The 24,120-nt window shown below is 55.5% G+C and carries 20 protein-coding genes; 9 read left to right on the forward strand and 11 right to left on the reverse strand.

Features of this window, described 5'->3' with window-relative positions; genetic code table 11:
- Positions 1-2: 2 nt before the first annotated feature.
- Both ACR8BF_RS21250 and ACR8BF_RS21255 read right to left on the reverse strand, forming a co-directional pair.
- Complete coding sequence (locus ACR8BF_RS21250) at positions 3-248, reverse strand: hypothetical protein (protein ID WP_013356609.1); 246 nt, start codon at positions 246-248, stop codon at positions 3-5.
- Positions 249-319: 71 nt separating this feature from the next.
- Complete coding sequence (locus ACR8BF_RS21255; RefSeq protein ID WP_434746239.1) at positions 320-1,225, reverse strand: LysR family transcriptional regulator; 906 nt, start codon at positions 1,223-1,225, stop codon at positions 320-322.
- A 104-nt stretch (positions 1,226-1,329) separates the two neighbouring features.
- Between ACR8BF_RS21255 and budA the strand changes: the two genes are divergently transcribed.
- From budA to ACR8BF_RS21290, 7 genes are all read left to right on the forward strand, one after another.
- The gene (gene budA / locus ACR8BF_RS21260; RefSeq protein ID WP_179899107.1) at positions 1,330-2,112 is read left to right on the forward strand and encodes an acetolactate decarboxylase; all 783 of its coding nucleotides are present in this window, start codon (positions 1,330-1,332) and stop codon (positions 2,110-2,112) included.
- Positions 2,113-2,126: 14 nt separating this feature from the next.
- Positions 2,127-3,806: an acetolactate synthase AlsS gene (gene alsS / locus ACR8BF_RS21265; RefSeq protein ID WP_434746240.1), complete on the forward strand. Its 1,680-nt coding sequence runs from the start codon at positions 2,127-2,129 to the stop codon at positions 3,804-3,806.
- Between the two features lie 21 nt (positions 3,807-3,827).
- On the forward strand, positions 3,828-4,601 hold the full coding sequence (locus tag ACR8BF_RS21270) for a (S)-acetoin forming diacetyl reductase (protein WP_313537382.1): 774 nt from the start codon (positions 3,828-3,830) through the stop codon (positions 4,599-4,601).
- Between the two features lie 205 nt (positions 4,602-4,806).
- A complete protein-coding gene (locus ACR8BF_RS21275; RefSeq protein ID WP_434746241.1) occupies positions 4,807-6,258 on the forward strand; it encodes a flagellin in 1,452 nt (483 codons plus the stop codon).
- Between the two features lie 337 nt (positions 6,259-6,595).
- On the forward strand, positions 6,596-7,909 hold the full coding sequence (locus ACR8BF_RS21280; protein WP_179899110.1) for a CitMHS family transporter: 1,314 nt from the start codon (positions 6,596-6,598) through the stop codon (positions 7,907-7,909).
- 329 nt (positions 7,910-8,238) lie between these two features.
- Entirely contained in the window at positions 8,239-8,490 is a 252-nt protein-coding gene (gene yefM, locus ACR8BF_RS21285) for a YoeB-YefM toxin-antitoxin system antitoxin YefM (RefSeq protein ID WP_179899111.1), read from the forward strand.
- Complete coding sequence (locus tag ACR8BF_RS21290) at positions 8,487-8,741, forward strand: Txe/YoeB family addiction module toxin (protein WP_179899112.1); 255 nt, start codon at positions 8,487-8,489, stop codon at positions 8,739-8,741. The genes yefM and ACR8BF_RS21290 overlap by 4 nt, the downstream gene beginning before the upstream one ends.
- A gap of 73 nt (positions 8,742-8,814) precedes the next feature.
- On the opposite strand, the gene ACR8BF_RS21295 is transcribed toward ACR8BF_RS21290, so the two are convergent.
- The 5 genes from ACR8BF_RS21295 to ACR8BF_RS21315 all read right to left on the reverse strand — a co-directional run bounded on the left by ACR8BF_RS21295 (position 8,815) and on the right by ACR8BF_RS21315 (position 14,868).
- On the reverse strand, positions 8,815-11,352 hold the full coding sequence (locus ACR8BF_RS21295) for an excinuclease ABC subunit A (RefSeq protein ID WP_434746242.1): 2,538 nt from the start codon (positions 11,350-11,352) through the stop codon (positions 8,815-8,817).
- Positions 11,353-11,627: 275 nt separating this feature from the next.
- Entirely contained in the window at positions 11,628-12,020 is a 393-nt protein-coding gene (locus tag ACR8BF_RS21300) for a helix-turn-helix domain-containing protein (RefSeq protein WP_313537173.1), read from the reverse strand.
- Positions 12,020-12,319: a type II toxin-antitoxin system HigB family toxin gene (locus ACR8BF_RS21305; protein ID WP_313537176.1), complete on the reverse strand. Its 300-nt coding sequence runs from the start codon at positions 12,317-12,319 to the stop codon at positions 12,020-12,022. The genes ACR8BF_RS21300 and ACR8BF_RS21305 overlap by 1 nt, the downstream gene beginning before the upstream one ends.
- 230 nt (positions 12,320-12,549) lie before the next feature.
- A complete protein-coding gene (locus tag ACR8BF_RS21310) occupies positions 12,550-14,028 on the reverse strand; it encodes a YsnF/AvaK domain-containing protein (protein ID WP_434746243.1) in 1,479 nt (492 codons plus the stop codon).
- A 270-nt stretch (positions 14,029-14,298) separates the two neighbouring features.
- The gene (locus ACR8BF_RS21315; RefSeq protein WP_434746244.1) at positions 14,299-14,868 is read right to left on the reverse strand and encodes a pyridoxamine 5'-phosphate oxidase family protein; all 570 of its coding nucleotides are present in this window, start codon (positions 14,866-14,868) and stop codon (positions 14,299-14,301) included.
- 256 nt (positions 14,869-15,124) lie between these two features.
- Between ACR8BF_RS21315 and ACR8BF_RS21320 the strand changes: the two genes are divergently transcribed.
- Positions 15,125-15,694, forward strand: a complete 570-nt coding sequence (locus ACR8BF_RS21320) for a GNAT family N-acetyltransferase (RefSeq protein ID WP_434746245.1) — start codon at positions 15,125-15,127, stop codon at positions 15,692-15,694.
- Positions 15,695-15,735: 41 nt separating this feature from the next.
- Here the strand turns inward: ACR8BF_RS21320 and ACR8BF_RS21325 are convergent, their stop codons facing one another.
- From ACR8BF_RS21325 to ACR8BF_RS21335, 3 genes are all read right to left on the reverse strand, one after another.
- Positions 15,736-17,880 (reverse strand): sensor domain-containing phosphodiesterase, encoded by a 2,145-nt coding sequence (locus ACR8BF_RS21325; protein WP_313537385.1) that lies wholly within the window; start codon positions 17,878-17,880, stop codon positions 15,736-15,738.
- Between the two features lie 423 nt (positions 17,881-18,303).
- Positions 18,304-18,543, reverse strand: a complete 240-nt coding sequence (locus ACR8BF_RS21330; RefSeq protein WP_179899120.1) for a transcriptional regulator — start codon at positions 18,541-18,543, stop codon at positions 18,304-18,306.
- 368 nt (positions 18,544-18,911) lie between these two features.
- A complete protein-coding gene (locus ACR8BF_RS21335; RefSeq protein WP_434746246.1) occupies positions 18,912-20,348 on the reverse strand; it encodes a methyl-accepting chemotaxis protein in 1,437 nt (478 codons plus the stop codon).
- A gap of 347 nt (positions 20,349-20,695) precedes the next feature.
- Here ACR8BF_RS21335 and ACR8BF_RS21340 point away from each other — a divergent pair, with 347 nt between their 5' ends.
- Complete coding sequence (locus ACR8BF_RS21340) at positions 20,696-22,477, forward strand: sensor domain-containing phosphodiesterase (protein ID WP_314985691.1); 1,782 nt, start codon at positions 20,696-20,698, stop codon at positions 22,475-22,477.
- 24 nt (positions 22,478-22,501) lie between these two features.
- On the opposite strand, the gene ACR8BF_RS21345 is transcribed toward ACR8BF_RS21340, so the two are convergent.
- Positions 22,502-24,070, reverse strand: coding sequence for a diguanylate cyclase (locus ACR8BF_RS21345; RefSeq protein ID WP_434746247.1), 1,569 nt, complete (start codon positions 24,068-24,070; stop codon positions 22,502-22,504).
- Positions 24,071-24,120 lie beyond the last annotated feature (50 nt).

A 24,120-nucleotide genomic window follows, 5' to 3' on the forward strand; every position in this document is an offset into this window, starting at 1 on the left:
ATTCAGTTCATCACCTCGACCAGTATCAGTGGGCACTTTCTGACTTTACAGGCCTGACTGTAGGCCAGCGAGCAGACCGAACAAAGGTCACGCACGTCAGACTGGTACTCATACTCCATGAAATAGCGGAACTGGCCGCCCGCCGAATCTGTTCTCCAGAATCGCTGCGGCTCCAGAATTTCATCCAGTTGCCTGAATGTCAGGGCTGACGGGTTGTGATACCCGACTCTTACGCGGTATGTAGTCATGCACCGATTATTGGCATCCCGGCCCCGCGCCGCCAGTTGGTTATTGTTTTCAGTACAATAGCTGGTGCTTATCAACCCGCATTGTCGGGTGCCGCAGGCTGGGCCGCCAGCAGCGCCAGCAGATGCAGCACCGCTTTTGACGGATGAAGCCGACGCCAGGCAAAAGCCACGTCGGTAAACAGCGTGTTGTTTTCGATCTCGCAGAAGCTCACGTCGGGGTTATCGACGCAACGCATGGACTCCGGAACCAGCGCAATCCCGCAGCCCGCCGCGACCATGCCCAGCGAGGTGGTGATCTGCGGCGCCTGCTGGAAGGTGTGGCGGGAAAAGCCGGCCCGCAGACAGGCGGTGACAATCAGCTCATACAGGCTCGGCGAGACATCGCGCGGGAAAATTATCAGGGTTTCGCCCGCCAGCGCCGGGAGCGGCACGGTGGGCGTGCCGCTGAGGGGATGGGAACGCGGCAGCGCAATCAGCATTTTTTCGGTAGAGATCACGCGCAGATTGAAGGCCTTGCTGCTTTCGCACGGCAGCCGGATAAAGGCCGCATCCAGCAAGCCTTCCTGCAAATCCTGCATCAGCAAAGACATATTCTCTTCGCGGGTCAGCAACTCCATCGCCGGATAACGTTCTTTAAACTGACGGATCAGGGTGAAAATGCGTGGATTAAACGCTACTGAGCTGGCAAACCCCAGCGACAACTGACCACTGATCCCGCGCGCAATGCCGCGCGCGTTCTCCAGCGCCTGATCGGCCAGCTGCACAATCTGTCGGGCATCCGCCAGAAACGCTTCCCCCGCTTCGGTGAGTTCTACTCCGCGCGTCAGTCGCTTCAGCAGCGGTGTGCCAATTTCCTGCTCCAGCCGCAATATCTGCTGACTCAACGGCGGCTGAGAAATTCCCAGCATTTCAGCGGCCCGGGTGAAGTGAAGCGTCTCGGCTACGGCAACAAAATAACGCAGATGGCGAAGTTCCATATCAAAAACGTCTCAAAGTTAACAGGTTTCGCTATTGGACCCACCGACTGAATCGGTTCACCATTAGGTTAACACGGCTTAACGGTTAATCGACGAGGCATTCAATGAGCAATTGTGTAACTGATTGTTCCTGTGAGGATCAACTAAAACATACTGTCTTAACACTTTCTAAGGATGCACCAGAAAGCGTTATCTATCAGACCTCTTTAATGAGTGCGCTGCTGAGCGGCGTATACGACGGCAACGTCCGGATTGCTGACCTGCTGCGCAAAGGTGATTTCGGCCTGGGTACCTTTAACCGGCTGGATGGCGAAATGATTGCGTTTGACAGCAAGGTCTATCAGCTGCACTCAGATGGCAGCGCGCACCCGGCCGATCCGTCGCAGAAAACCCCGTTTGCGGTAATGACCTTCTTCAAACCGCAGCACCTGTTTGAGTTTGACCGCCCCCTGTCGCGTGAGGAAATCCATCGGGTGATCGACAGCGAAATCACCTCCGATAACCAGTTCTGCGCGCTGCGCATCAGCGGTCGTTTCAGCCGCGTTGATACTCGCACCGTGCCGTGCCAGTGCCGTCCCTATCGCGCCATGCCGGAAGTGCTGGGCGATCAGCCGACCTTTTCCTTCCGCCAGCGCGCGGGCGAACTGATCGGATTCCGGACACCACAATATATGCAGGGCATTAACGTTGCGGGCTATCACGAACATTTTATCACCGACGACCGCGAAGGCGGCGGCCACATTCTCGATTACGCGCTGGAACAGGGCACCCTGACCTTTGGTGCCATCAGCAAGCTGGTCGTGGATCTGCCGCAGGACAGTGACTTTCTCAATGCCGACCTGAACCCCGCCAATCTTGACGCCGCGATCCGTGCGGTAGAAAGCTAATCAGAGGAATGACGATGAAAACTCCAACCGATACTACGCTCTGGACCTGCGGCGCAGACCTGGTGGTCTCGCAGCTTGAGGCGCAGGGCGTCCAGCATGTCTTTGGCATCCCAGGTGCAAAGATCGATAAGGTTTTTGACTCGCTGCTGGACTCATCCATTCAGACCATCCCGGTTCGCCACGAAGCCAATGCCGCGTTTATGGCCGCCGCAGTGGGCCGTCTCACCGGCAACGCGGGTGTGGCGCTGGTTACGTCAGGGCCGGGCTGCTCTAACCTGATTACCGGCATGGCCACCGCTACCAGCGAAGGCGATCCGGTGGTTGCTATCGGCGGCCAGGTGAAACGCTCCGACAGCGCCAAGCAGGTTCATCAGAGTATGGACACCGTTTCAATGTTTCGCCCGATCACCAAATATGCGGTTGAAGTGACCGATCCCTCTGCGCTCTCTGAATGTCTGTCGAATGCGTTTCGCCACGCCGAGCATGGCCGGGGCGGCGGGGCCTTTATCAGCCTGCCACAGGATATTGTTGACCAGCCGGTCACCGGCAAAGCGCTCAGCAGCAAAGGTCGTCCGGTGCTGGGTGCCGCACCAGATGCGATGATAGATGCGGTCAGCGAGGCGATTGCCGGGGCTAAAAATCCGGTCATTCTGCTGGGATTAATGGCGAGCCAGTCGGAAAACAGCGAAGCGATTCACGATTTGCTGACCCGCAGTCACATTCCTGTTACCAGCACCTATCAGGCTGCGGGTGCGGTCAGACAGGATCACTTCTCTCGCTTTGCCGGACGCGTCGGACTGTTCAACAACCAGGCGGGCGATCGCCTGCTGCAACAGGCTGACCTGATTATCACCATCGGCTACAGCCCGGTGGAATATGAACCGGCGATGTGGAACAGCGGTAACGCGACCCTGATTCACATTGACGTGATACCCGCAGAGACCGACAACCGCTATCTGCCGGATGCAGAACTGGTGGGCGATATCGCTGCCACGGTGCGTAAACTGGCGGCGCGCATTACTACTCCGCTGCAGCTGACATCAGAAGCGGCAAGCATCCTTGAGGATCGTCAGCAGCAACGCAAACTGCTGGCGATGCAGGGTGCCAGTCTCAACCAATTTGCCTTGCATCCGCTACGCATCGTGCGCGCTATGCAGGACATCATTAACAGCGATGTCAGTCTTACCGTCGACATGGGCAGCTTCCATATCTGGATCGCCCGCTATCTCTACAGCTTCCGCGCTCGTCAGATCATGATCTCCAACGGTCAGCAGACCATGGGCGTGGCACTACCCTGGGCGATTGGTGCCTGGCTGGTCGACCCGCAGCGCAAAGTGGTGTCGGTTTCAGGCGACGGCGGCTTCCTGCAATCGAGCATGGAGCTGGAAACGGCTGTCCGGTTAAAAGCCAATATTCTGCACATCGTCTGGGTCGATAACGCCTACAACATGGTGGCGATGCAGGAAGAGAAAAAATATCACCGCGTCTCGGGCGTCAATTTTGGTCCGGTTGATTTCAAAGCCTATGCTGAAGCGTTTGGAGCAGCGGGCTTTGCGGTGACCAGCGCGGCAGAGCTGGAGCCGACGCTACGTAAAGCGATGGATGTTCAGGGTCCTGCGGTGGTGGCTGTGCCGGTCGATTACGCCGACAACCCGCTGCTGATGGGTCAGCTGCATCTGAGCCAGCTTCTTTAATTTCTCAAAAAGGACATCATGATGAAAAACAGAGTGGCATTTGTGACCGGCGCAGGCCAGGGCATTGGTGAAGCGATCGCCCTGCGTCTGGCGAAAGATGGGCTGGCGGTCGCGGTGGCCGATTTTAATCAGGAAACCGCCCGCCAGGTTGCAGAGAAGATTAACCAGCAGGGTGGCAAAGCGATCGCGCTGAAAGTCGATGTTTCACAGCGCGATCAGGTGATGGACGCCGTAGAAGAGGCGCGTCGTACGCTGGGCGGCTTTGACGTCATCGTCAATAACGCGGGGATTGCGCCCTCCACGCCGATTGCTGAGATCACCGAAGCAGTGGTCGACAAGGTCTACAACGTCAATGTTAAAGGGGTGATCTGGGGTATGCAGGCCGCGATCAAAGCGTTTGCAGCAGAAGGTCACGGCGGCAAAATCATCAATGCCTGTTCGCAGGCGGGGCACGTTGGCAATCCGGAACTGGCGGTTTACAGCTCCAGTAAGTTCGCCGTGCGCGGCCTGACCCAGACTGCCGCGCGCGATCTGGCACCAGCCGGTATCACGGTTAACGCCTTCTGCCCTGGCATTGTCAGAACGCCAATGTGGGAAGAGATAGACCGGCAGATCTCTGAAGCCGCCGGAAAACCGGCCGGATATGGCACGGAGGAGTTTGCGAAACGCATTACACTGGGGCGTCTGTCTGAGCCGGACGATGTGGCGGCCTGCGTCGCCTATCTGGCCAGTCCCGACTCCGATTACATGACCGGTCAGTCACTGTTGATTGATGGCGGCATGGTCTTTAACTGATCTGCCCTCCCCTGCTGCGTCCCGGCGCAGCAGGCTCTGCTTCAGCGCCGGTTTAAACATTAATTTCTTTTATCTTAAAAACGGTTAGCCATCAGCCTGTTGACCGTTTAAGCGCGCCAGCCCTGCGTTTTCATCGCCGCACAGAGTAAAGCTGCTTATTATCCTGCCGATAAAACAGAGACTCCTTTCCCTGTTCGAAGCGACCATGTTAACGATCAACCATAACGAACCCGCCGCCATTACGAACAAAACGCGGTACAGCACTGACTCTGTTCTGGGACGAACGGTTGAACGGCTATCATCAGGGATGCGGATTAACAGTGCAAAAGATGACGCAGCGGGTCAGGCGATTGCCAACCGCATGACGGCCAATATCAATGCCGATGCGGTGGTGGCGCGCGGCCTCAATGACGCCATCAGCTATTCCCAGACCGCCAGCGGAGGCCTGGGCAGCATCGTCGATCTGCTGATCCAGGCCCGCACGCTGTCGGTTCAGGCAGCCAGTGGCACGCTATCGGACGCGGATCGGCAGAGTGTCAACGGTGCCTATCAGCAGATTCTGGCAGGCATCAACGACATCGCGGATCACACCGAGATTTTCGGCCGTTATCCGCTGGCGACCAATAATCCCGATCTGCCCCCCGCGAAACTGGGTAACGTTGATCCTATCAACACGAAGTTTCCGGTTCCGGGCAAGAATTACTCTTTTACCTCTGGCGTGATCCCGCTGGCCTACATTCCGGCAGGCTCGACAGCGATAAGCATCACCATCGACTCGCTGAATCTGGATGACGATCTCCAGCTCTTTACCCGCGACGGTAAACATCTGGTTGGTACACCGCTGGATGGCGCTGCGCCCGATTACACCTGGGCCAGCAAAGGCATTACGAATGCGGCTACCGCCGATACTAACCTGCTGACCAGCACTAACGGTTTTGGCAGCGGTGCCGCGTATGACAGTTCGCAACTGCTGGAAGGTGGCCCGAGCTGGGCGCTGGCGGGCAGTAACAGCAGCACTTATAACGGCATGAACATCACTTATAGCGGTGACGGCGACCGCTATGAAGATGTCGCCAGCGGCGATTTCAACAACGGGACTCTCACCAGTCACCCGCTTGAGCGCATCACGCTGGATACTGTGAACGAAGATTTGATTGTAGTGGTGGTGGGCAATGGCTCGTTCACCGGTAATCTGACCTGGGGAAACCTGCCTGAACCTAAAGGCGTGCCTGCAACGCCGCCAAATGAGAGTCGCCCTCTGGAAGTGGTCACCAGCGCCGATTATGGTCAGCCGGTGCAGTCGGATAGCATCCCCGCTACCCCGTCAGATACCAAAACCCTGGGACTGAACAATACCACGCTGCTGAACAGTGATGACATATCCAGCACCATGAAGGCGCTGGATAGTGCGCTGGCGAAGATCAGTGGCTATCAGTCCACTTATGGCGCAAAAATTAACCGTTACGAATCAAACCGTAATGTGCTGGCACAACAGGGCGTGGATACCTCAGCGGCACGCAGCCGCATACAGGATGCGGACTATGCCGAAGAAGCCAGTCAGCTGGCGCGTAACCAGATTATTCAGCAGGGCCAGACTGCCGTCAGTAAAATGGCGAACAAAACACCTGAAATGATCATTCAGCTGTTAGGCAGTTAATACTTTTAACCGGCTGAGCGTCCTGCCACAGCCGTTTACCCTGTTTCTATACTCCCCTGCCCGTCTGATTCCTCCCCCTGCTGGCCCGAAATTCCCGGTTACACTCCATCACGCTTTGATCCCAGTCACACAAACTCGTTTAAGATTTGTTTAAAGATGATCGTGATCACCCTTTTTGTTAAAGAAATGCTAAATCCTGACAACAATTTAATATCATCCTTGAGTGCAGGGTTAATTAAAACAACAGGTTAATTGTTACCACGCTAAGTAATAACCTGAATTTTCCTGCCTTTATGTCACCGTTCCATTACTTTTACGCCATGCGAGGGCTGTTCTTTTGCTGACAATACTGGGTTTTTCGATGGTCGTTTGCTTCATGTATTTAATCATGACCAAACGTATGTCAGCCTTAATTGCGCTGATCCTGATACCAACCATATTTGCGCTGATTGGCGGCTTTTACGCAGGCCTGGGTGCCATGATGCTGGATGGCGTCAAAAAGCTGGCTCCTACCGGCGTGATGCTGACCTTCTCCATTCTCTATTTCGGTATGATGATCGATGCCGGGCTTTTTGACCCGCTGGTCCGCTTTATTCTCCGGATGGTGCGCGGCGATCCCCTGAAAGTGCTGGTCGGCACGGCGGTGCTTACGTTGCTTGTCTCACTGGATGGTGACAGCTCGACGACTTACATGATCGCTATCGCCGCGTTCCTGCCGCTTTATCACCGACTGGGCATGAACGTGCTGATGATGACCTGTCTGGTCAACCTCGCCAGCGGCATTATGAACCTTTCACCCTGGGGTGGCCCAACTGCCCGTGCAGCGGCGGCATTGCGCATTGACGCACTCGACATCTTCATTCCGATGCTGCCAGCCATGCTGCTGGCCTGTGTCAGTCTGGTCGCGATGGCGGTGCTGTTTGGCCTGCGTGAGCGTAAGCGTCTTGGCGTGATGACCATGAAAGATCACCATCTCGACAACATTGAGCTGGGGCTGGGCGATGCCGAAGAGTGCGCTGCCAACCGTCGTCCAAAAATGTTCTGGCCTAATTTCATTCTGACCACCGTGCTGCTGGTGCTGCTGGTCATTGGTTTAATGCCGATTCAGATCCTGTTTATGCTGGCATTTGCGATTGCGGTGATGCTCAACTATCCGACCCTGGAGGAGCAGAAAGCTCGCATCAGTTCCCACGCCGGGAACGTACTGGCGGTGACCGCGCTGATTTTTGCCGCCGGTGTTTTCACCGGTATCCTCTCCGGCACCGGCATGGTAGATGCGATGGCGAAGAGCCTGCTGGCAGTGATCCCGCACAGCTTCGGGCCTTACCTGGCGGTGTTCACCGCACTGGTCAGTCTGCCGTTCACCTTCTTCATGTCGAATGATGCATTCTACTTCGGCATCCTGCCGGTTATCGCTCAGACGGCGGCCAGCTACGGCATTACCGCCGAAGAGATTGCGCGCGCTTCGATTGTCGGCCAGCCATTCCATCTGCTGAGTCCGCTGGTGCCGTCAGTCTATCTGCTGGTGGGTCTGGCAAAAGTCGACATCGGCGACCACCAGCGCTTTGCAATCAAGTGGGGGATCCTGGTCAGTCTGGTATTGATGGCGGGCGGCCTGCTGACCGGCGCGTTCCCGCTGTTCCACCGTTAATCCTCTGATTCCGGCGGATAACCGGCTTTTGTTGCCCGGTTATCCGCTTCACCGCTCCGCCTTCTGCTTCATCACTCTCTACACTCTATAGCCAGGCTGATGTGCTGCGCGCCAGACAGGCCGTAGCCTCACAGAAATATCCCCATTGCCCCTATGGAGGCCCGATAAAATTCATCACCTTAACTGTGGCTGTATGTGCCCGCTGGGCGGCGCGTTCCAGGATAGATTCAGTAAAGGCCTGAAAGCACATCTTGTCTGTCACTGTCTGCTGCTTCCCTGTCATAGCCTATCATTGTACAATAACTTGTATTACTTACTACGGAGGTCCTATGAGAGCGATCAGTTACAGCGAAGCCCGACAGAACCTGTCTGCCACTATGGTTCAGACGGTTGAAGATAAAGCGCCGATATTAATCACCCGCCAGAACGGTGAATCCTGCGTGCTGATGTCGCTTGAAGAATATAACTCACTGGAAGAGACAGCCTACCTGTTGCGGTCACCTAAAAATGCTCGCAGGTTGATGGATTCCATCGAAAGCCTGCAAAGCGGTAACGGGACTGAAAGGGATATTATTGAGTGAAGCTGACATGGTCAGAAGAAGCCTGGGATGATTATCTTTACTGGCAGGATACCGATAAAAAAACGGTCAAAAAGATTAACGAATTGCTAAAAGATACCAGCAGGACGCCTTTTGAAGGCAAAGGAAAACCCGAGCCATTAAAACATAACCTTGCAGGTTTCTGGTCACGCAGAATTACGGCAGAACATCGGCTGGTTTATGCCGTCAGTGGAGACGCTCTGTTAATCGCCTCATGCCGATATCATTATTGACGGGCTCAGGAGCTTACCCCTGAGCCCTTTCAGTACACCCGTTTCAGCAGCGGCGTCATCAACCGCAATCCGGTTAACCCGGATCGCCCGCCCTCTTTTTCAGCTGTGTAGAAAGCCAGGGCGCAGTGAGACTCTCTGCAGAATTGCTGACCTCTTCCGGTGAGCCGGATGAAACAATCTTTCCGCCCTTCAGCCCCGAACCGGGACCCAAATCAATTACCCAGTCCGCTTCTGCCACAATGCGCATGGTGTGTTCCGCCATAATCACGGTGTGGCCGCGCTTCACCAGTTCATCCAGAACAATCAACAGCTTGTCCATATCAGACGGGTGCAAGCCTGTCGAGGGTTCATCAAGCAGATAGAGCGTAGCCGTCCGCTGGACGCGCTGCAGTTCCCAGGCCAGCTTGATGCGCTGACACTCTCCACCGGACAATTCAGTGGCGGGCTGACCCAGCGTCAGGTATCCCAGCCCCAGTGATGTCAGTGCCGACAGCGAACGCTGGATCCCGTCATAGCCGTGAAATACCTCAGTGGCATCGTCCACAGTGAGATTAAGCACATCCGCTATCGTCAGGTTGTTCCACTTCACCTCCAGCGTCTCAGGGTTGTAACGGCTTCCCGCGCAGACTGAGCAGGTTGCGGTGGCGCTGGGCATAAAGAGCAGCTCAATTGAAATCTGTCCCTGCCCTTCACACGCAGGACAGCGTCCGGCTGGCAGATTGAAGGAAAAGCGGCTGGCGCTGAAGCCTTTGGCTTTCGCCGCAGGGGTGTCAGCAAATAGCCTGCGAACGATGTCGAAAAATCCGGTGTACGTGGCCAGATTTGAGCGAGGTGTGCGCCCGATAGGACGCTGATCGATTCTGACCAGTCGGCCAATAGCCTCATTTCCGCTGACAATCTTGCCTTTAACGTCTGGCACCAGATCGTCTTCCTCACCCTCTTCACTGTCAGGCATTTTATCAAAACGTCCGAGCATTTCCGGCAGTACACGATTCAGCAGCGTCGATTTTCCAGAGCCGGACACGCCTGTGACGGCCGTCATTCTCCCCAGCGGGATGGCGATATCCATTCCGGCGATATTGTTGCAATAGACCTGTTCAAATCTGAGCCAGCTCTCTGCGGGTCGACGCTGGCGCAGCCCGGTATAGCTGCGGGAGAAGAGATAACCCGCAGTAGGCGACGCAATCACGTCTTCAAGTCCTGCCGGTTCACCGTTATAGACGATTTCGCCGCCATGCGTGCCCGGTCCGGGGCCGACCTCGATGAGCCAGTCGGCCTCGGCGATAAGGTCGAGGTTATGCTCGACGACCACCAGCGAATTACCTGCGCGAACCAGGTTCTTAAGGGACGCGAGCAGCGCGTTGACATCATCGGGATGCAGGCCGGCTGAAGGCTCATCCAGCACATAAAGCACACCAAACAATCGCGAGATTAACTGGGTTGCGAGACGCACGCGCTGCAGCTCGCCAGAGGAGAGCATGGTGGTGCGCCGCCCCGGCGCAAGATGCCCCAGACCCAGGGTTTCAAGCTGATTGAGCCGCATAGCAATATCCGACGTCATCCGGATAACCGCTTCCTGCAGCGCCGCCTCGGCAGGCAGGTCCCGGGAGGCACCTGTCGCATAAGGCTTAAACAGCTCAGCAAGTTCTGAGACCGACAGCTCACTCAGGCTGGCAATGTCATGACCGGCAAACGTCACGGACAGCGCATCCCGGTTTAGCCTTTTACCGTGGCATTCAGCACAGGGAGTCACCGTTACAAAGCGCGCCAGCCGTTTCTTCGTCGTCTCACTGCCACCTGAATAACTCTGCAGCACGATTTTTGCTGCACTGGTGTAAGTCCCGGTATAGGCGGGCTCTTCGCCTGCCGCCAGCGCTTTTTCACGCTGCTCAGCATTCAGGCCGACAAAAATCGGCACCGAGGGCTGCTCGTCAGTCAGCAGTATCCACTGCTGGTCACGGGCTGAAAGCGTCTGCCAGGGCGCATCAACATCGTAACCCAGCGTCTCAAGGATGCTTCGCAGGTTTTTGTTATGCCAGCCTCTGGGCCAGGAGGCGATGGCACCCTGCCGGATGCTCAGCGCGCCATCCGGCACCATCGACTCAGTTTTGACGGTGTGAACCCTTCCCAGTCCCTGGCAATGCGGACAGGCGCCTTCAGGATTGTTGGGCGAGAAATAATCGGCGGTCATAAAGGGCACGCTTTCTGGCCTTACGCCTGCACGGGAAAACAGCAGGCGCAACGTGACAGAAATTCGGGTGAGGCTGCCCACCGTTGAACGCTCCTGCGCCCCCGCCCGGCTCTGCTGAAGCGCCACCGCAGGCGGAAGTCCGTCAATATTATCCACATCTGGCGCAGCGGCCTGATCGATCAGGCGACGGGCGTGTGGCGAGACCGACTCGATAAACCGGCGCTGGGCTTCCGCATAGAGGGTATCAAAGGCGAGGGACGACTTACCGGAGCCTGAAACCCCGGTGAACACCACCATGGCATTTCGGGGAAATCGCAGCGAAACATCTTTGAGATTATGCGTTCTTGCACCCTGCACCGAGACATAAGGGTCGATGTGCTCATCAGCGCGGTAATGATCGGCGTTGCGTTGTTCTGTCATGATTTCCCTGTTTGATAATGCACGGCAGATTCATGATGGCCTGCCGTTAATGACTAAAAAATTGCAGATGCAAATCCGGCGTTCGGGCTATCTGGCCCGCCTGGGGATGGAAACAACAGCAAGGGTAGTCAGGGATTGCGGTGTTCACAACGCGAGGAGGTGATTCAGAACTTGCTGGTCCGGGACGTTGTCGTTTATGCCGTCACAGATCTGGCTGGTCCAGAATTCAATAAAATACCGCAGGAAAAAAAAAGCCCGCATATGGCGGGCCTCAGTTACTGGACGTTTATCCTTTGGGATTGGGCAGAGCCTACAAGGGATGCGAGCGGAATATTGAACATTTTATGCAGATTCCGGATCATTGGCAGCGTCAGCGCACGCTTATGATTCAGTACCTCATAGACGCGGTTCTGGCGTCCAATCGCCGGCACTAAGTCTTTCGCTGTCAGCCCCATCTGCTCCATGCGGAATTTAATCGCTTCTACCGGATCGGGTGCCTCAATCGGATAATGTTCCTGCTCGTATTTTTCGATAAGCAGGATCATGACTTCCAGAAAGTCCCCGGCTTCACTTCCCGGTTCTGGCTCGTTATCGAACAGGGGAGATACGGCAGACAGAGCGGCTTCATAATCTGCTTCACAGTGAATCGGTTTGATTTTATAAGCCATCACATTTCCACCGTATTTGCGTTTATTCTGTCGTATTCGGCGTGCGTACCTACAAACTTTATGTAGACCGCCTGAAACCTGTAAGCCACTGCAATAATTAAACGGTAGTGATTGCCTTTAATATCAAACACCACCCGATTGTTGCTCAGAAAATCTGCCGTTCTGTACTTATCCTTAATATCCTGCGGCGTTTTCCACTGAGCCTTACTGACTTCATCTACCCATGCTCTTAACGGCTGCTCCGCCTGATTATGGGTCTCCCAGAATCGCTTGAGAGACGCGATCGATATAATTCGCACTGACGTTCCCTGTTATCCCATGGCGGGACTAATATAGCAGTCCCAATTCGGGACTTCAAGGCTAAGCCACATTTTGTTTTCAGGAAAACAGTGTGAATAAACTTTTATAAAACAGAAGAATGGGTATGTTAGCGCTCCATGACGCTAGCAATTTTTAAGCTTCTTTAATGCAAAAAAACCCGTCAGTGACGGGTTTTCAGGCCTGAAAGGCGACAATCACCGTAGCAGCTTTACGGCTTTTTAAACTTGTCCTCAACCTTCTCTTTCGCTTCGGCGATTTTATCACCGGTCTTTTCCGCGAAACCCTCTTTATGCGCTGGCTCGCTGCCTGGCGTCAACGGGCGGCTATCGTGGTCATCACGGGCCTGACGCGTGCTCTCAAGCAACGGATCGGCCACCGTACGATTCCCTGTCATCCGGTCTGCACCGAGAGGATCCGTACTGGCATGGTCAATATCCACTTCCTGACGGCGTACCGAATCGTTGATGATTTCGACCCGATCGCTGGCCTCTTTACGTAACACCACCTCTTCAATAATCTCCGCGGTCTTATTGATCACGGGCTGCTCATGCGTCTCTTCCACTTCGACGGTCTTTTCAGACCAGTCAACATTAGCCGTTGAGCCGGTTTCGCTGACCGGACGACGGAAGATTTCAGCGTGCTGCTCATGCAACGAGACGTTCTGTGACACCTGATCGGTGACAGTGTAGCGGCGTACGCGGGTCGACCCTTCGCTGACCAGACGTTTACCTACTTCCAGTCGCTCCTCGGCCAGACGCAATACATCCTCGTCGCTTTCGTCACCGGTCAGGGCAGTACGGGCAGCGCCACGATGGGCAGGATCGGTAGAGAGTGGATCGACGGCGACATTATCCTGCAGCGTTCCACTGGCAGGTGCAGTCAGACCATCGCTGGTCGCGTAACCCGGCGCGTCATCATCGGGTAACGCCGCGCTGCGCTCGGTAAGTTCTTCATGTGCATCCAGGATGCCCAGGGCACGCGGCAACGCATCTTCATCGGCCCGCAGCGACAGCACCACTCCGCCAGTCCGCATCGCATCTTCATACACTTCGGCCTGATCCTCCTCCAGCGTATTGCCAAACAGGCGTTGCCAGAAGCCGGGGTGACGGGCCTCATGACCTTCGGTACGCAAGCGATCACCGGAGATGATATCGATGTCATCATCCAGGAACCCGGCCTTAATCAGGTTACGCTTTGCGCCTTCTGCCAGTGAGATATTGCTGAACATTGTTACGATTGTTTCACGCGCCATGTTGTGTTCCTCGGTGATGGATTCGGACGGCTCTGAATAGGGTGTTCGGGTCAGGTGAGCGTGCTGTTTGCGCAGGGAAACAACCTGTTCTGTGGCTTCATCACTGACAACCTTGCGGATATGCCACTCCTCTTTCAGCACCAGATGACGAACAATTTCGACTTCCTCTTCGACAATCGGAATGATCAGCACACCATTCTCTTCACGGATTGCCGGCATCTCAGCCAGCCGTTCCGACCTGGGAATGCGTTCTATTTCCGCTGTCTGATGCCGGAGCATCAGCGCAATTTTCTGCTGATGCTCAGTGACCTGTCGGGTAACCCTGACATAACCGTCAATGACCCGCTGCTTAGAGATCTCAACGGTTTCCTCCGCCAGGCTTATGACCTGGTCGCTACCCTCTGACCCTGGCTTTTCAGGAGGTTGATTGTTCATGTTTAACCTGCCTGTGATACAGAGCGATCATTTGTACTTTTCTTTACCTTAAGCATAAGTCACTGCTTTTAGGCTAATTAAAGCCTGGCACAAACAATGACAAAAGATAGGAAAAAGCAGAAAAATGCCATTATATGAAGATAACGTGGTGCTAAAATCGATTAAGCGGTGCGGCAGATAAAAAAGCTAACGAAGCGGAAGACAGTGAAATCTTTTTTATGCCGTGTGTGAAAAGAGGCGCAATCAGCCATTAACCTGACCTGACGTTAATCAGGGGTTGAGCCACTTGCTTTCCTGCAACGCGCCCATAGAGGAGTAGTGAAACAGGGCGCGCTGATTTTCGTTTCGCTGAAGCTGATAGGCGTCCAGCACACTGACCCGCACGATCACTACGCCAAAGCGGGATTCTCCCGTTTCCGCTGCCGTCGGGTCAGACGCTTCGTTAGCCGTTGTCCGCGCATCCCCTGGAGGTCCGCCGGTGTAAGTCTGCCGCGTATGCTGCGGTAAGGCACGCCAGGCCTTCCGGGCAACATCACTTCCCGCCGCATAGCACTCAACCCGGCCTGCCAGCCGCAGCTGCAGGCGACGCTGATGGCAATATCCCAGCACGGTGACCTGCGGATTCGCCGCCATCTCCTGCCACTTCGGGCTGCGTACATCCGTATGAAATGTCAGCATCCTGTGGTCGTCGGCACACTGGCGCAGAACCACGGTTCGCGCCTGAGGCTGCGCCAGAGCATCGACCGTACAGAGCATCAGATAACGAAATCCGGCCTGCGGATCGGTTGCAGCCTCCTTCAGTGCAGCCCAGGCTCCGGCCTCAAACGTTTTCAAAACCATAGGGAATTACTCTCATCGGGTCAATTGAGTTCATGTGGCTAAAAGAGTAGCAACGAAGTGAGCAGATGGCCTGCAGGAGAGCGTTAACAGCCGATATACCCTGCAAAAACCGAAGCCTGACGTACGAAACCGTGAAGCGGTTAAAAACTTCTCCGTCTTGCCCTTGCAGCGTCGCGAAAACGCATGACGCCCGTCAGAGACGTTGTGCTATTTTTACGCCGTTGCCTTACCGATTCGACACGCAGAGAGTGGCAGGATGTCCACAGAAGATTTACCACCCGCAATGCCAGCGCAAATGACCTCGCCACGCCTGACTTACCGTGTGCTGCGCGAGGAAGACTGGCCCTTCTATCTGGCGGTCAGTCAGGATCGATCGGTGATGAAGTACATCAGCGACCCGCGCAGCGTGGAAGCGATCAGAACCCACTCATTTGATGTCCGCCTGCCCACCTGGTATCCGGGCTGCAAACACTGGCTGTGTCTGGTGATCGAGGAAAAGATTTCGGGTCTGCCGGCTGGTTTCTGCGGATTTATCGATCGCGGAGACGGTATTGCGGAGTTTGGTTTCATTCTGGCGGCAGATGCGCAGGGCAAAAGTTATGGCAGGGAGTCACTGCATGCCACCATCACGTTCTGCTTTGAGCAGCAGGCTTATCGTAAACTGACCGCCACGGTGACGGCAGGCAATGCAGCCTCACGCCAGACCCTGATTTCAGCAGGTTTTATTCAGGAAGGAACCTTGCGGCAGAACTTCTTTCTCGATGGCCAGTGGCAGGATGACTGGATCTTCGGCTTGCTGAAGCAGGAATACCCGCTATCACGCTGAACTGACAGGCATAGGAACTGGCATCGTTCACCCTGTTTCTGTCAGATCGATAAGCGTGGCGTGACATCGTGACCGCTGGCGACGGCGACCGCGGGTAGATAGTGCTCTTGTCCGCACAGCATCGCCTCAAAGTCCGCAGGCGTCATTGGCCGGCACAGGCCATTGCCCTGCATGATGTCGCACCCGGCGGTGGTGACAAAAGCGATCTGCTCTTTGTCTTCCACCCCTTCTGCAGCCACCTGAATACCCAGGCTTTTGCCGAGCGCAGTCATGGCCCGGAACATCATCCGTACCCGCATGCTGGAACCCAGCTCGTGCGTCAGCGACTTATCAATTTTAAAGCCCGCTACAAAGCTATGACGCAGCAGGTTAATCGCTCCCAGCGTCCGTCCGTAATGATCGATCACGAACGTGGCACCGGTACGGCGCACCGCTTCAATCTGAACCGGCATATCCTGTACCAGCACAGCCAGTAATGGCTCATCCACTTCCAGCTCAACAAAACCGGCATCACCGCCAGCACTCTCACGTATCACCGCTTCCAGACTGTTGCCTGCCAGCTGGCGCGGAAACAGGTTAATGCTGACGCGAAGCTGAGGCGCGCGCACCTGCCACTGCCGGACCTGGGTCAGAGCACTGCGGATGATCCACTCGCCCAGTGTCACCGAAAGCGGGCTCTTAACCAGCATGCCGATAAATTCGGCAGGCAACAGCAGACCGCGCGTCGGATGCTGCCAGCGCACCAGCGTCTCGCAGCCAGTGAGTTTTCCACTCTCAACCTCGAAGCGCGGCTGATAGTAAAGCGTGAACTGCTGCTGGCGCACTGCTGTTTCCAGTTCGCGCTCAAAGCGTCGGCGCTGCTGCTCCGCTTCACGAAACGCAGGCATGAACAGAATACTGCGGCCTTTGCCTGATGCTTTGGCGCGGTAGAGCGCCAGGTCAGCGGCGGACATTACCGCAGAAGGATCGCGCCCGTGCTCCGGGTAGGAGGCGATGCCGGTACTGGCCCCGACGACGACCGGCGAGTCGTGATAGCGGAACGGCGTCTGTACGGCCGCAATCAGTTTTTCCGCCGTTATTGCGGCCTCTGCGCTGCCGCCCGCTAACAGGATAACAAATTCATCACCGCCCAGCCGCGCAGCGGTCACGGCGCTCGCGCACACCGTGCGAATCTGTTCAGCGACGTGGCACAGCAGCGCATCTCCGGCGGCATGTCCCAGCGTATCGTTAACCTCTTTGAAACCATCAAGATCGGTCATCAGTAATGTATAGGGCACATCCGCAGTGGTCAGCTGTCCGACCTGGTCCATAAACGCGCTACGGCTGGCGAGACGCGTCAGCATGTCCATTGAGGCCAGCTCACAAAGTCGTGCCTCACTCTCATAGCGGGCCGTGACATCGCGGATGATCATGCCCACCAGCCGCTCTCCGTCTTCACGCCAGCCCGAAAAAGAGACCTCGGCCGGGAACTCACGACCGTCGCGCGTGACACCCCATATCTGCAGCGAACGTGGATGCGAGATAGCCACTTCGTCAGAGGTTAGCCGGGCCAGTTCATTGCGGTAGTCAGTCTGGCAGCGCGCCGGAATCAGCTCGCTGATGTACTGACCTCTCATCTCCTCTGCTGTGTAACCAAACAGCACCGTGGCAGCCGGATTCCAGAAGGTGATACCGCGCCGCAGATCTGTGCAGACAATAGCGTCAGGTGACGTAGTGGAGATGGCCTGAAGCCGCTGCTGACTGGTGTAGCGCAGTAACTCCAGACGATGCATCTCCATGCGATCCATCACCAGCGCGGCAATGTCGGTCAGATGCTTTTGATCCTCAGCGGTCAGGGGTTCACGCGGATGGCTGTCGGTCAGACAGACCGTGCCAATGTGATGGCCATCAGGGGTAGAGAGCGGGATGCCCGCATAAAAGCGGATAAAGGGGTAGCCGTGAACCAGCGGACTGTCACGAAAGCGCGGATCTTTCAGCGTATCCGGCACGCAGAGAATATCGCCCTTCGCCAGCGTATGATGACAGAACGCGACGTTGCGCGAGGTACCTGAGATATTTAAACCGTAGCGGGAGGCGAAGAACTGTCGCTTCTCGTCGATAAGCGACACAAAAGCAACCGGCACCCGAAACAGCCGCGCAGCAAGCGTGGTGAGACGATCCAGCGCATCAGTCGGCGGAGAATCCATCAGGTTATACTGCTTAAGTGCGTCGAGACGAGCCGCCTCGGCATCATGATAAACGGGACGTTTCAGCGTAATTCCCCTCTGATGTTATCTGCTGTCGCCGGCATGACACAGCGTAAAGAGGACACGTTCACTCAGACAGGACATGCAGAATTTGCTGCCGACCCGCTGCCGGAAGAAAGGCCCGTCAGTGAACTCTGCAGCAACAGGTTGCTGCGCTGAGCCCGATGAAGCTGGCACCGCAGACAAAGAAGCGCCAGTGAATACGATAGGCCTGGCAGAGAGGGTGTGGCGGATCAGCGGCTTATGGCGGACCACGCCAGAATCATCTGGCCAGGCTTGTCAGACGAGCAGTAAATACGCTTCGCTTGTGTAGTATATCGGCCCGGGATGACTTTACTTAAGAGAAAACAGAGGCTGGCGGCCTTACTTTCTCAGCCTGGGTACCAGTTCATAATGCGGATGCTCTCCGGCCAGCAGCATCAGCAGTTCATACTCCCCCTGACTGAGCAGCGCCGGATTTTTCGATGCCTCTTTGGTCTGCCAGACGCGCTGGCTTAGGTCAAAACGTTCTGCTGCAATTTCCTGAGAGAGACCAGCGGCAACGCGCAGTTCACGCACGTTGTGCTGTACGGCAACAGGCCGCTGTAAAATCTGATTTCCCATATGAAACTCTCCGCCTGCGGAGCTCCGGTAAGCTGGCCGGGAAAAAGCGTACGTCCGCGGCCAAAGCATAAATTTGAGTTAAGTGTTAACGGCCTGCCAGTTTCTTCCTGCCGTGAAAGCGTGATGCATCACTATAAGCTCAGGAAATAATGCAGATTGTATTTAAAGCGATCGCCGAATAGGGCATGAATCGATCTGAATAATAGAAACCCCTTCTTAAACGTTACGGCAGCCGGAGGTTAATCAACACCCGGCAAAACCCTGAAAAATAATTGTTCATTCAGTTTGCAAAACCTCACACTGAACCCGGAATGTATTTCCGGCCTATATAACTTTCGTGATCAGAATCCTTCTGATACCCGAGCAGGCTATGCTTTGCCAAACGTCACCCAGCCACCCCTGGGCTCAGCAGGTGTCACGCCTTTATTCGCCACGGGGACGGTTTGATGCGGGAGAGTAAAGCGCGTAATCACGCTGCCCAGCGTTTGGGTCTGGCCGCTGAGGCTACCTGCCGTCGCCGAAACCTGTTGAACCAGCGTGGCATTCTGCTGTGTCACACGGTCAAGTTCAGCAACGGCTACGGTGACCTGGGCAATGCCTTTGCTCTGCTCATCCGAGGCCAGCGCAATCTGTCCAATCAGTTCATTGACGCCGCCGACACCGCGCAGTACGGCTGCCATGGTGGTACCCGCACTCTCTGCAGCCTGACGGCCATCGTCGACGCGTGCCACGGTATCAGCAATCAACTCTTCGATCTCTTTAGAGGCCACCGCACTTCGCTGCGCCAGTGAACGGACCTCACTGGCAACCACCGCGAAGCCACGACCCTGTTCACCCGCACGGGCGGCCTCTACGGCGGCGTTCAGCGCCAGAATGTTGGTCTGAAATGCAATTCCATTAATGGTCGCGGTGAACTGCCGGATTTTTTCTGATCCCTGCGCGATGCTGGCGATGGCTGCCGATACCCTCTGAACCAGTTCCACACCCTCATGCGTGGTATTCGTGGTGCTGGCGGCCAGTTCACGCGCTTCACGCGCATTCTGTGCATTATGACGCACGGTGACAGTGATCTCCTCCATGCTGGCTGCAGTCTGCTCCAGTGCAGCGGCCTGCGTTGATGTCCGATCAGAGAGATCGGCGTTACCCGCTGCGATGTCGCCTGCTTCACGATGCAGAATGGCGGCGTTGTCCCGGATAGCACTGACCGTCTGTAGCAGACTGTGCTGCATCTCTTTGACCAGCGGCACCAGTTGCCCGACACAGTTGCGCCCCAGATCGTCCGGCTCACGCGTCAGATCACCGTCGGCAATAATTTTTAAATGACCGCGAATTTTACCTACCGGACGCACCAGGTGAACAACCAGATAGCGGTCACAGAACAACAGTAATGCCACTGCTGCCACCAGCGCTGCCAGTAGTACGCTCTCCAGACGATGACGGTCAGCTTTCAGCGGGGCCTGAGTTTCAGCCAGCTGCTGCGTCACCTTATCCAGCTGCGCGCGGGCAACGGTTGCATAGTCTGCTGGCGCGGTTGTGAGGGTGGTGCGAAAGCTATCCCAGTCAGCATCGGCCGGGGTTAATGCAATGAGCGCATTTTTATCGGCTGGCGACCCGCTCTGCATAACAATAGCGCTGTGCGCCAGGAAGCTCAGTTGTTGCGTCAGGGCCTCTGTGCGATCGGTTTGACGATAGATGTCGCGCACCACCTGGCTGCTGAAGCCGCCAGCCAGCGCGACCACGCCCAGTGAAACGATCATCATCCACAGCACAACGCGCCGGATAGTGAAATGCCTGAGTGAATTCATGAGGTTTTCCCCGATGTTGTCATTGGTGTCGTTAAAATTAAACAAAAATAAGTTATATCATCTACTTTAATGCGTTATTATATCGTGCACTATGTTTATGCTTTTTATACTGGCAGGATATTTCAGAAATTAATAGTTTTTAACGACGAAATAATAGAATCGACATTACGAAAATATTTCATTAAAGAAAAAGGATTTGCTATTCTGACCAGCGGTGGCGGGCAGCGCGATACAAAAATAAACGTTAAAGCGCTTTCCTTTTTCGGAAATAGCCTGTAGTCATAACACCATACCCTTTAATTTTTCTGTTTAATTTCGTGCCGTAATCAGCCGGTGCGGAGGAATCCATGCTTATGAGCCATAGCGGCGGCGACGAATGCCGTACGCGAACCCTGCATGCGCTTCGCAGTAACGACGAAAGTCGTGACGATGTGTTGCGACAGTTCGTCCGGCTGTCCAGCCAGGCACTCGGTATTCCCGGCAGCTTTATCTCTGTTCTGGATGATGAGATGCAGCATGTTAAGGCTGCGCACAATTTCACCCTCACCCAATCCTCACGGCAGGATTCCCTCTGCCGGCATGCAGTGGACAGTGACAGCACTGTAGTCGTGCCCGATACGTTGCTGGATACCCGCTTTGCTTCACATCCGCTGATTACTGGTGCGCCTTATATCCGCTTCTATGCCGGTGTTCCGCTGAAAAGCAGCACGGGTCTGATCCTGGGTACGTTATGCGTGACCGACACGGCTCCTCATCTTTTCAGTGACGATCAGGTGGCGATGCTAAAAATGCTGGCGACACTGGTGATGTCATTTCTTGATGCCTGGCACTCGGCGGGGTTTGCCGATCCGGTAACCGGCCTGCCCAACCGTCAGCGTCTGATTCGTGACCTGCAGTTTCTTGCCGCCTCCGGAGACACGACGCCACGGCGGCTGGTGCTGATTGACTGTATTGATATGCCGCGGGCTTATGAGCTTGCGCGCTCAATGGGCATGGGGCCAGTTGAAAGCCTGCTGAAAGATGTGGCGACACTGCTGCCGCTACGCCTGCGTCCTGCGCCGGGTGAGATGCTCTATACCGTTGCAACCGGACGCTTTGCCCTGCTGACACGTCAGGAGAGCAGACTCAATGCCGACTGGGTGGCAACGGAGCTGGCCGGAATCAGTGCGGATATTGGCGATGGGCTGTCGGTTGCACTGATGACCTACACCGGGGAAGCGAGCTTCAACACCGGAGAGATGCCCGCTCAGGAGATCCTGCGGCGTGCAGTCAGCGCGCTGCATGAGGCCATTACCCGCAACGTGGCCTCGATGCCTTTCAGTGAGGCCACCGATACGCGCCACACCCAGGATTTCACTCTGATGCATGACCTGGCCATGGCTATACGCCAGGATAAGGGATTGTGGCTCGCCTATCAGCCTAAAATCTGTCTGCACAGCGGCAAGCCGATTGGACTGGAAGCACTGATCCGCTGGCAGCATCCGCAGCACGGTGAACTATCGCCTGCACAGTTTTTACCTTTTGCCGGCCAGACCGAGCTACTCAGTGAGCTGACGACATGGGTCACAGAGCACGCCATCGCCAGGCTCTCCCGGCTGCGTAACAGTTATATTCAGCTGCCCATCACCATTAACGTCAGCAGCAGTGATTTTTCCCGCGACGGTTTTGCCGACGATCTGGAAGAGCGGATGATCAGGGAGAAGCTGCCGGTTTCGCTGCTGGGCATTGAGTGCCTGGAGACAGAACGGATTCTGGAAAGCCCGACTGCAATGCAGGGTCTTGAGATGCTAAAGCTTCGTGGATTTGGTATTTCACTGGATGACTTTGGCACCGGCTACAGCAACATCAGCTATCTTCGACGTATGCCACTGGACGTGATCAAGCTGGACCGTTCACTGATTAGCGAAATTTCGTCTGACACCGCATCGCGCGTCATCGCCCGCAGTATTATTTCGATGCTCAAGGATCTCGATTACATGGTGCTGGCTGAGGGGGTGGAGAATGCGGAAACCGTCACGGCGCTGACTGAGTTTGGCTGCGACCAGGCACAGGGATTTTTCTACTCCAGGCCGCTGCCGGAAGCGGCATTGGATGAGTGGCTCGGCTGGCGATTACGCAGTAAGTGCTGAGCCTCCTCCACCAGCCCCCGATTATTACCTGACCGACTCAATGGCGTGGAAGCCCTCTGCCCTGGCAATCATCACGGTATTGCGCCCGGCAGCTTTTGCCTCGTAGAGCGCTTCATCGGCACGCCGCAGCAGCGCTTCGCGATCGCCAGCCTGTTCACCCCGGAAAGCCACGCCTGCTGATATCGTCACCGTTCCGGCAAACGGGAAGGTCGTGGTGCTGACAGTTTCACGGATGCGTTCTGCCGTGCGCGCGGCATCTGCCAGCGTGGTGTGTGGCAGCAGCAGAATAAACTCCTCGCCACCAAACCGGCTGACGATATCGCCGGTGCGGCAGAGCTGACGCAGCAAGGTCGCCAGGCTAACCAGTACTGCGTCGCCTGCGTCATGCCCGTACCAGTCGTTAATCTTTTTAAAATGGTCAATGTCTATAGCGATGGCACACTGTTCATGCTCGCTGTCTGACTGCGCCGCGAGCGCCGAAAACCCGCGGCGGTTGCAAAGCCCGGTCAGTGGATCGGTCATCGCTTCATCATTCAGCGCGGCCATATGGCCCGCAACGGCGTGGCGATGCGCCTGCACCGCTTCTTTGAGCCGGTCTGCCTCGTAATACCAGGTTTTAACCGTGGCGAGTGATTCCGCCTGCGCTTCGCTGCCACCATCGCGCACTCTGTCCGCCAGCTTTTCCAGTGGAGAAGCAATCCGCCCTGCCATAAAAGCAATAACGCCCGCTGTCACAATAATAATGCCCAGAACGAACCAGACTGCGCTTTCCGCCGTGCGCATCAGAATATGCCTGACCGTTTCAGAAGTGCCGGTAATAAATACATTCCAGCCAGTTTTATGCAGCGTGCCATAACCGGTCAGGTAGCTCTGTCCGTTATTCTCCAGCGTGAAGTGCCCGCTTTCAGTGTTAGCAAGGCGCTTCTGTAATGCCAGGCTGAGCAGCATCTTTGTTCCGACGAGCGCCGGGTCGTGACTGAAAATAATCAGTCCATCATTGCTGACCACGCTGACCGTTGATCCTTTGTTATAAAAATGCTGACTCAGGATCTCACTCAGCATGCTCTGTTTTTTGAGATAGATGGTGCCGCCAATGTAGCCCAGATAGTGGCCTTCTTCGCTGAACAAGGGTTGTGATAAAAACACCACATAGTTACCCGCTGCAGAGGTAAATGGTGCAGATATAAAGGGCTTCTGGGTCGCAATGGCCTGCAGGCTGGCAGCCGAGTGCAGCTTTATGCCAATCAGATTAAGACTGTCGGGTGAGGTGGCTGCAATGATGGCATCATGATTGACCACCAGCACCGAATTAAAAAAGCCCGACTGCATTCGCAGACGTTCGGTCTCCCCTTTCAGTTGGTCAATATTGCTCAGCGCCTTGATCTGCGAGGCACTCCAGGCCAGTTCACGTTGCGCTGTCGCAAGATAACGATCGGTGGTATCAGCCAGTTTACGGGCATAGGCAATGTTCCCTTCAAGCAGGCTGTCTTCGATATTAGCCTTCTGAAACAGCAGCAGCGCACTCAGCAGCAGACCGGAAGTCAGAATAACGCCGCCAATGGAAAGCAGAGTCAGCAGTGAACGAAGGCGCATTTTTCATGGGGCATTGCGGTCAGTATCCGGATTAAGAGTCATTTAAGTGT

Origin of the sequence: Candidatus Pantoea rara, assembly GCF_051136265.1 — a bacterium.
GTDB classification, from domain to species: domain Bacteria; phylum Pseudomonadota; class Gammaproteobacteria; order Enterobacterales; family Enterobacteriaceae; genus Pantoea; species Pantoea rara.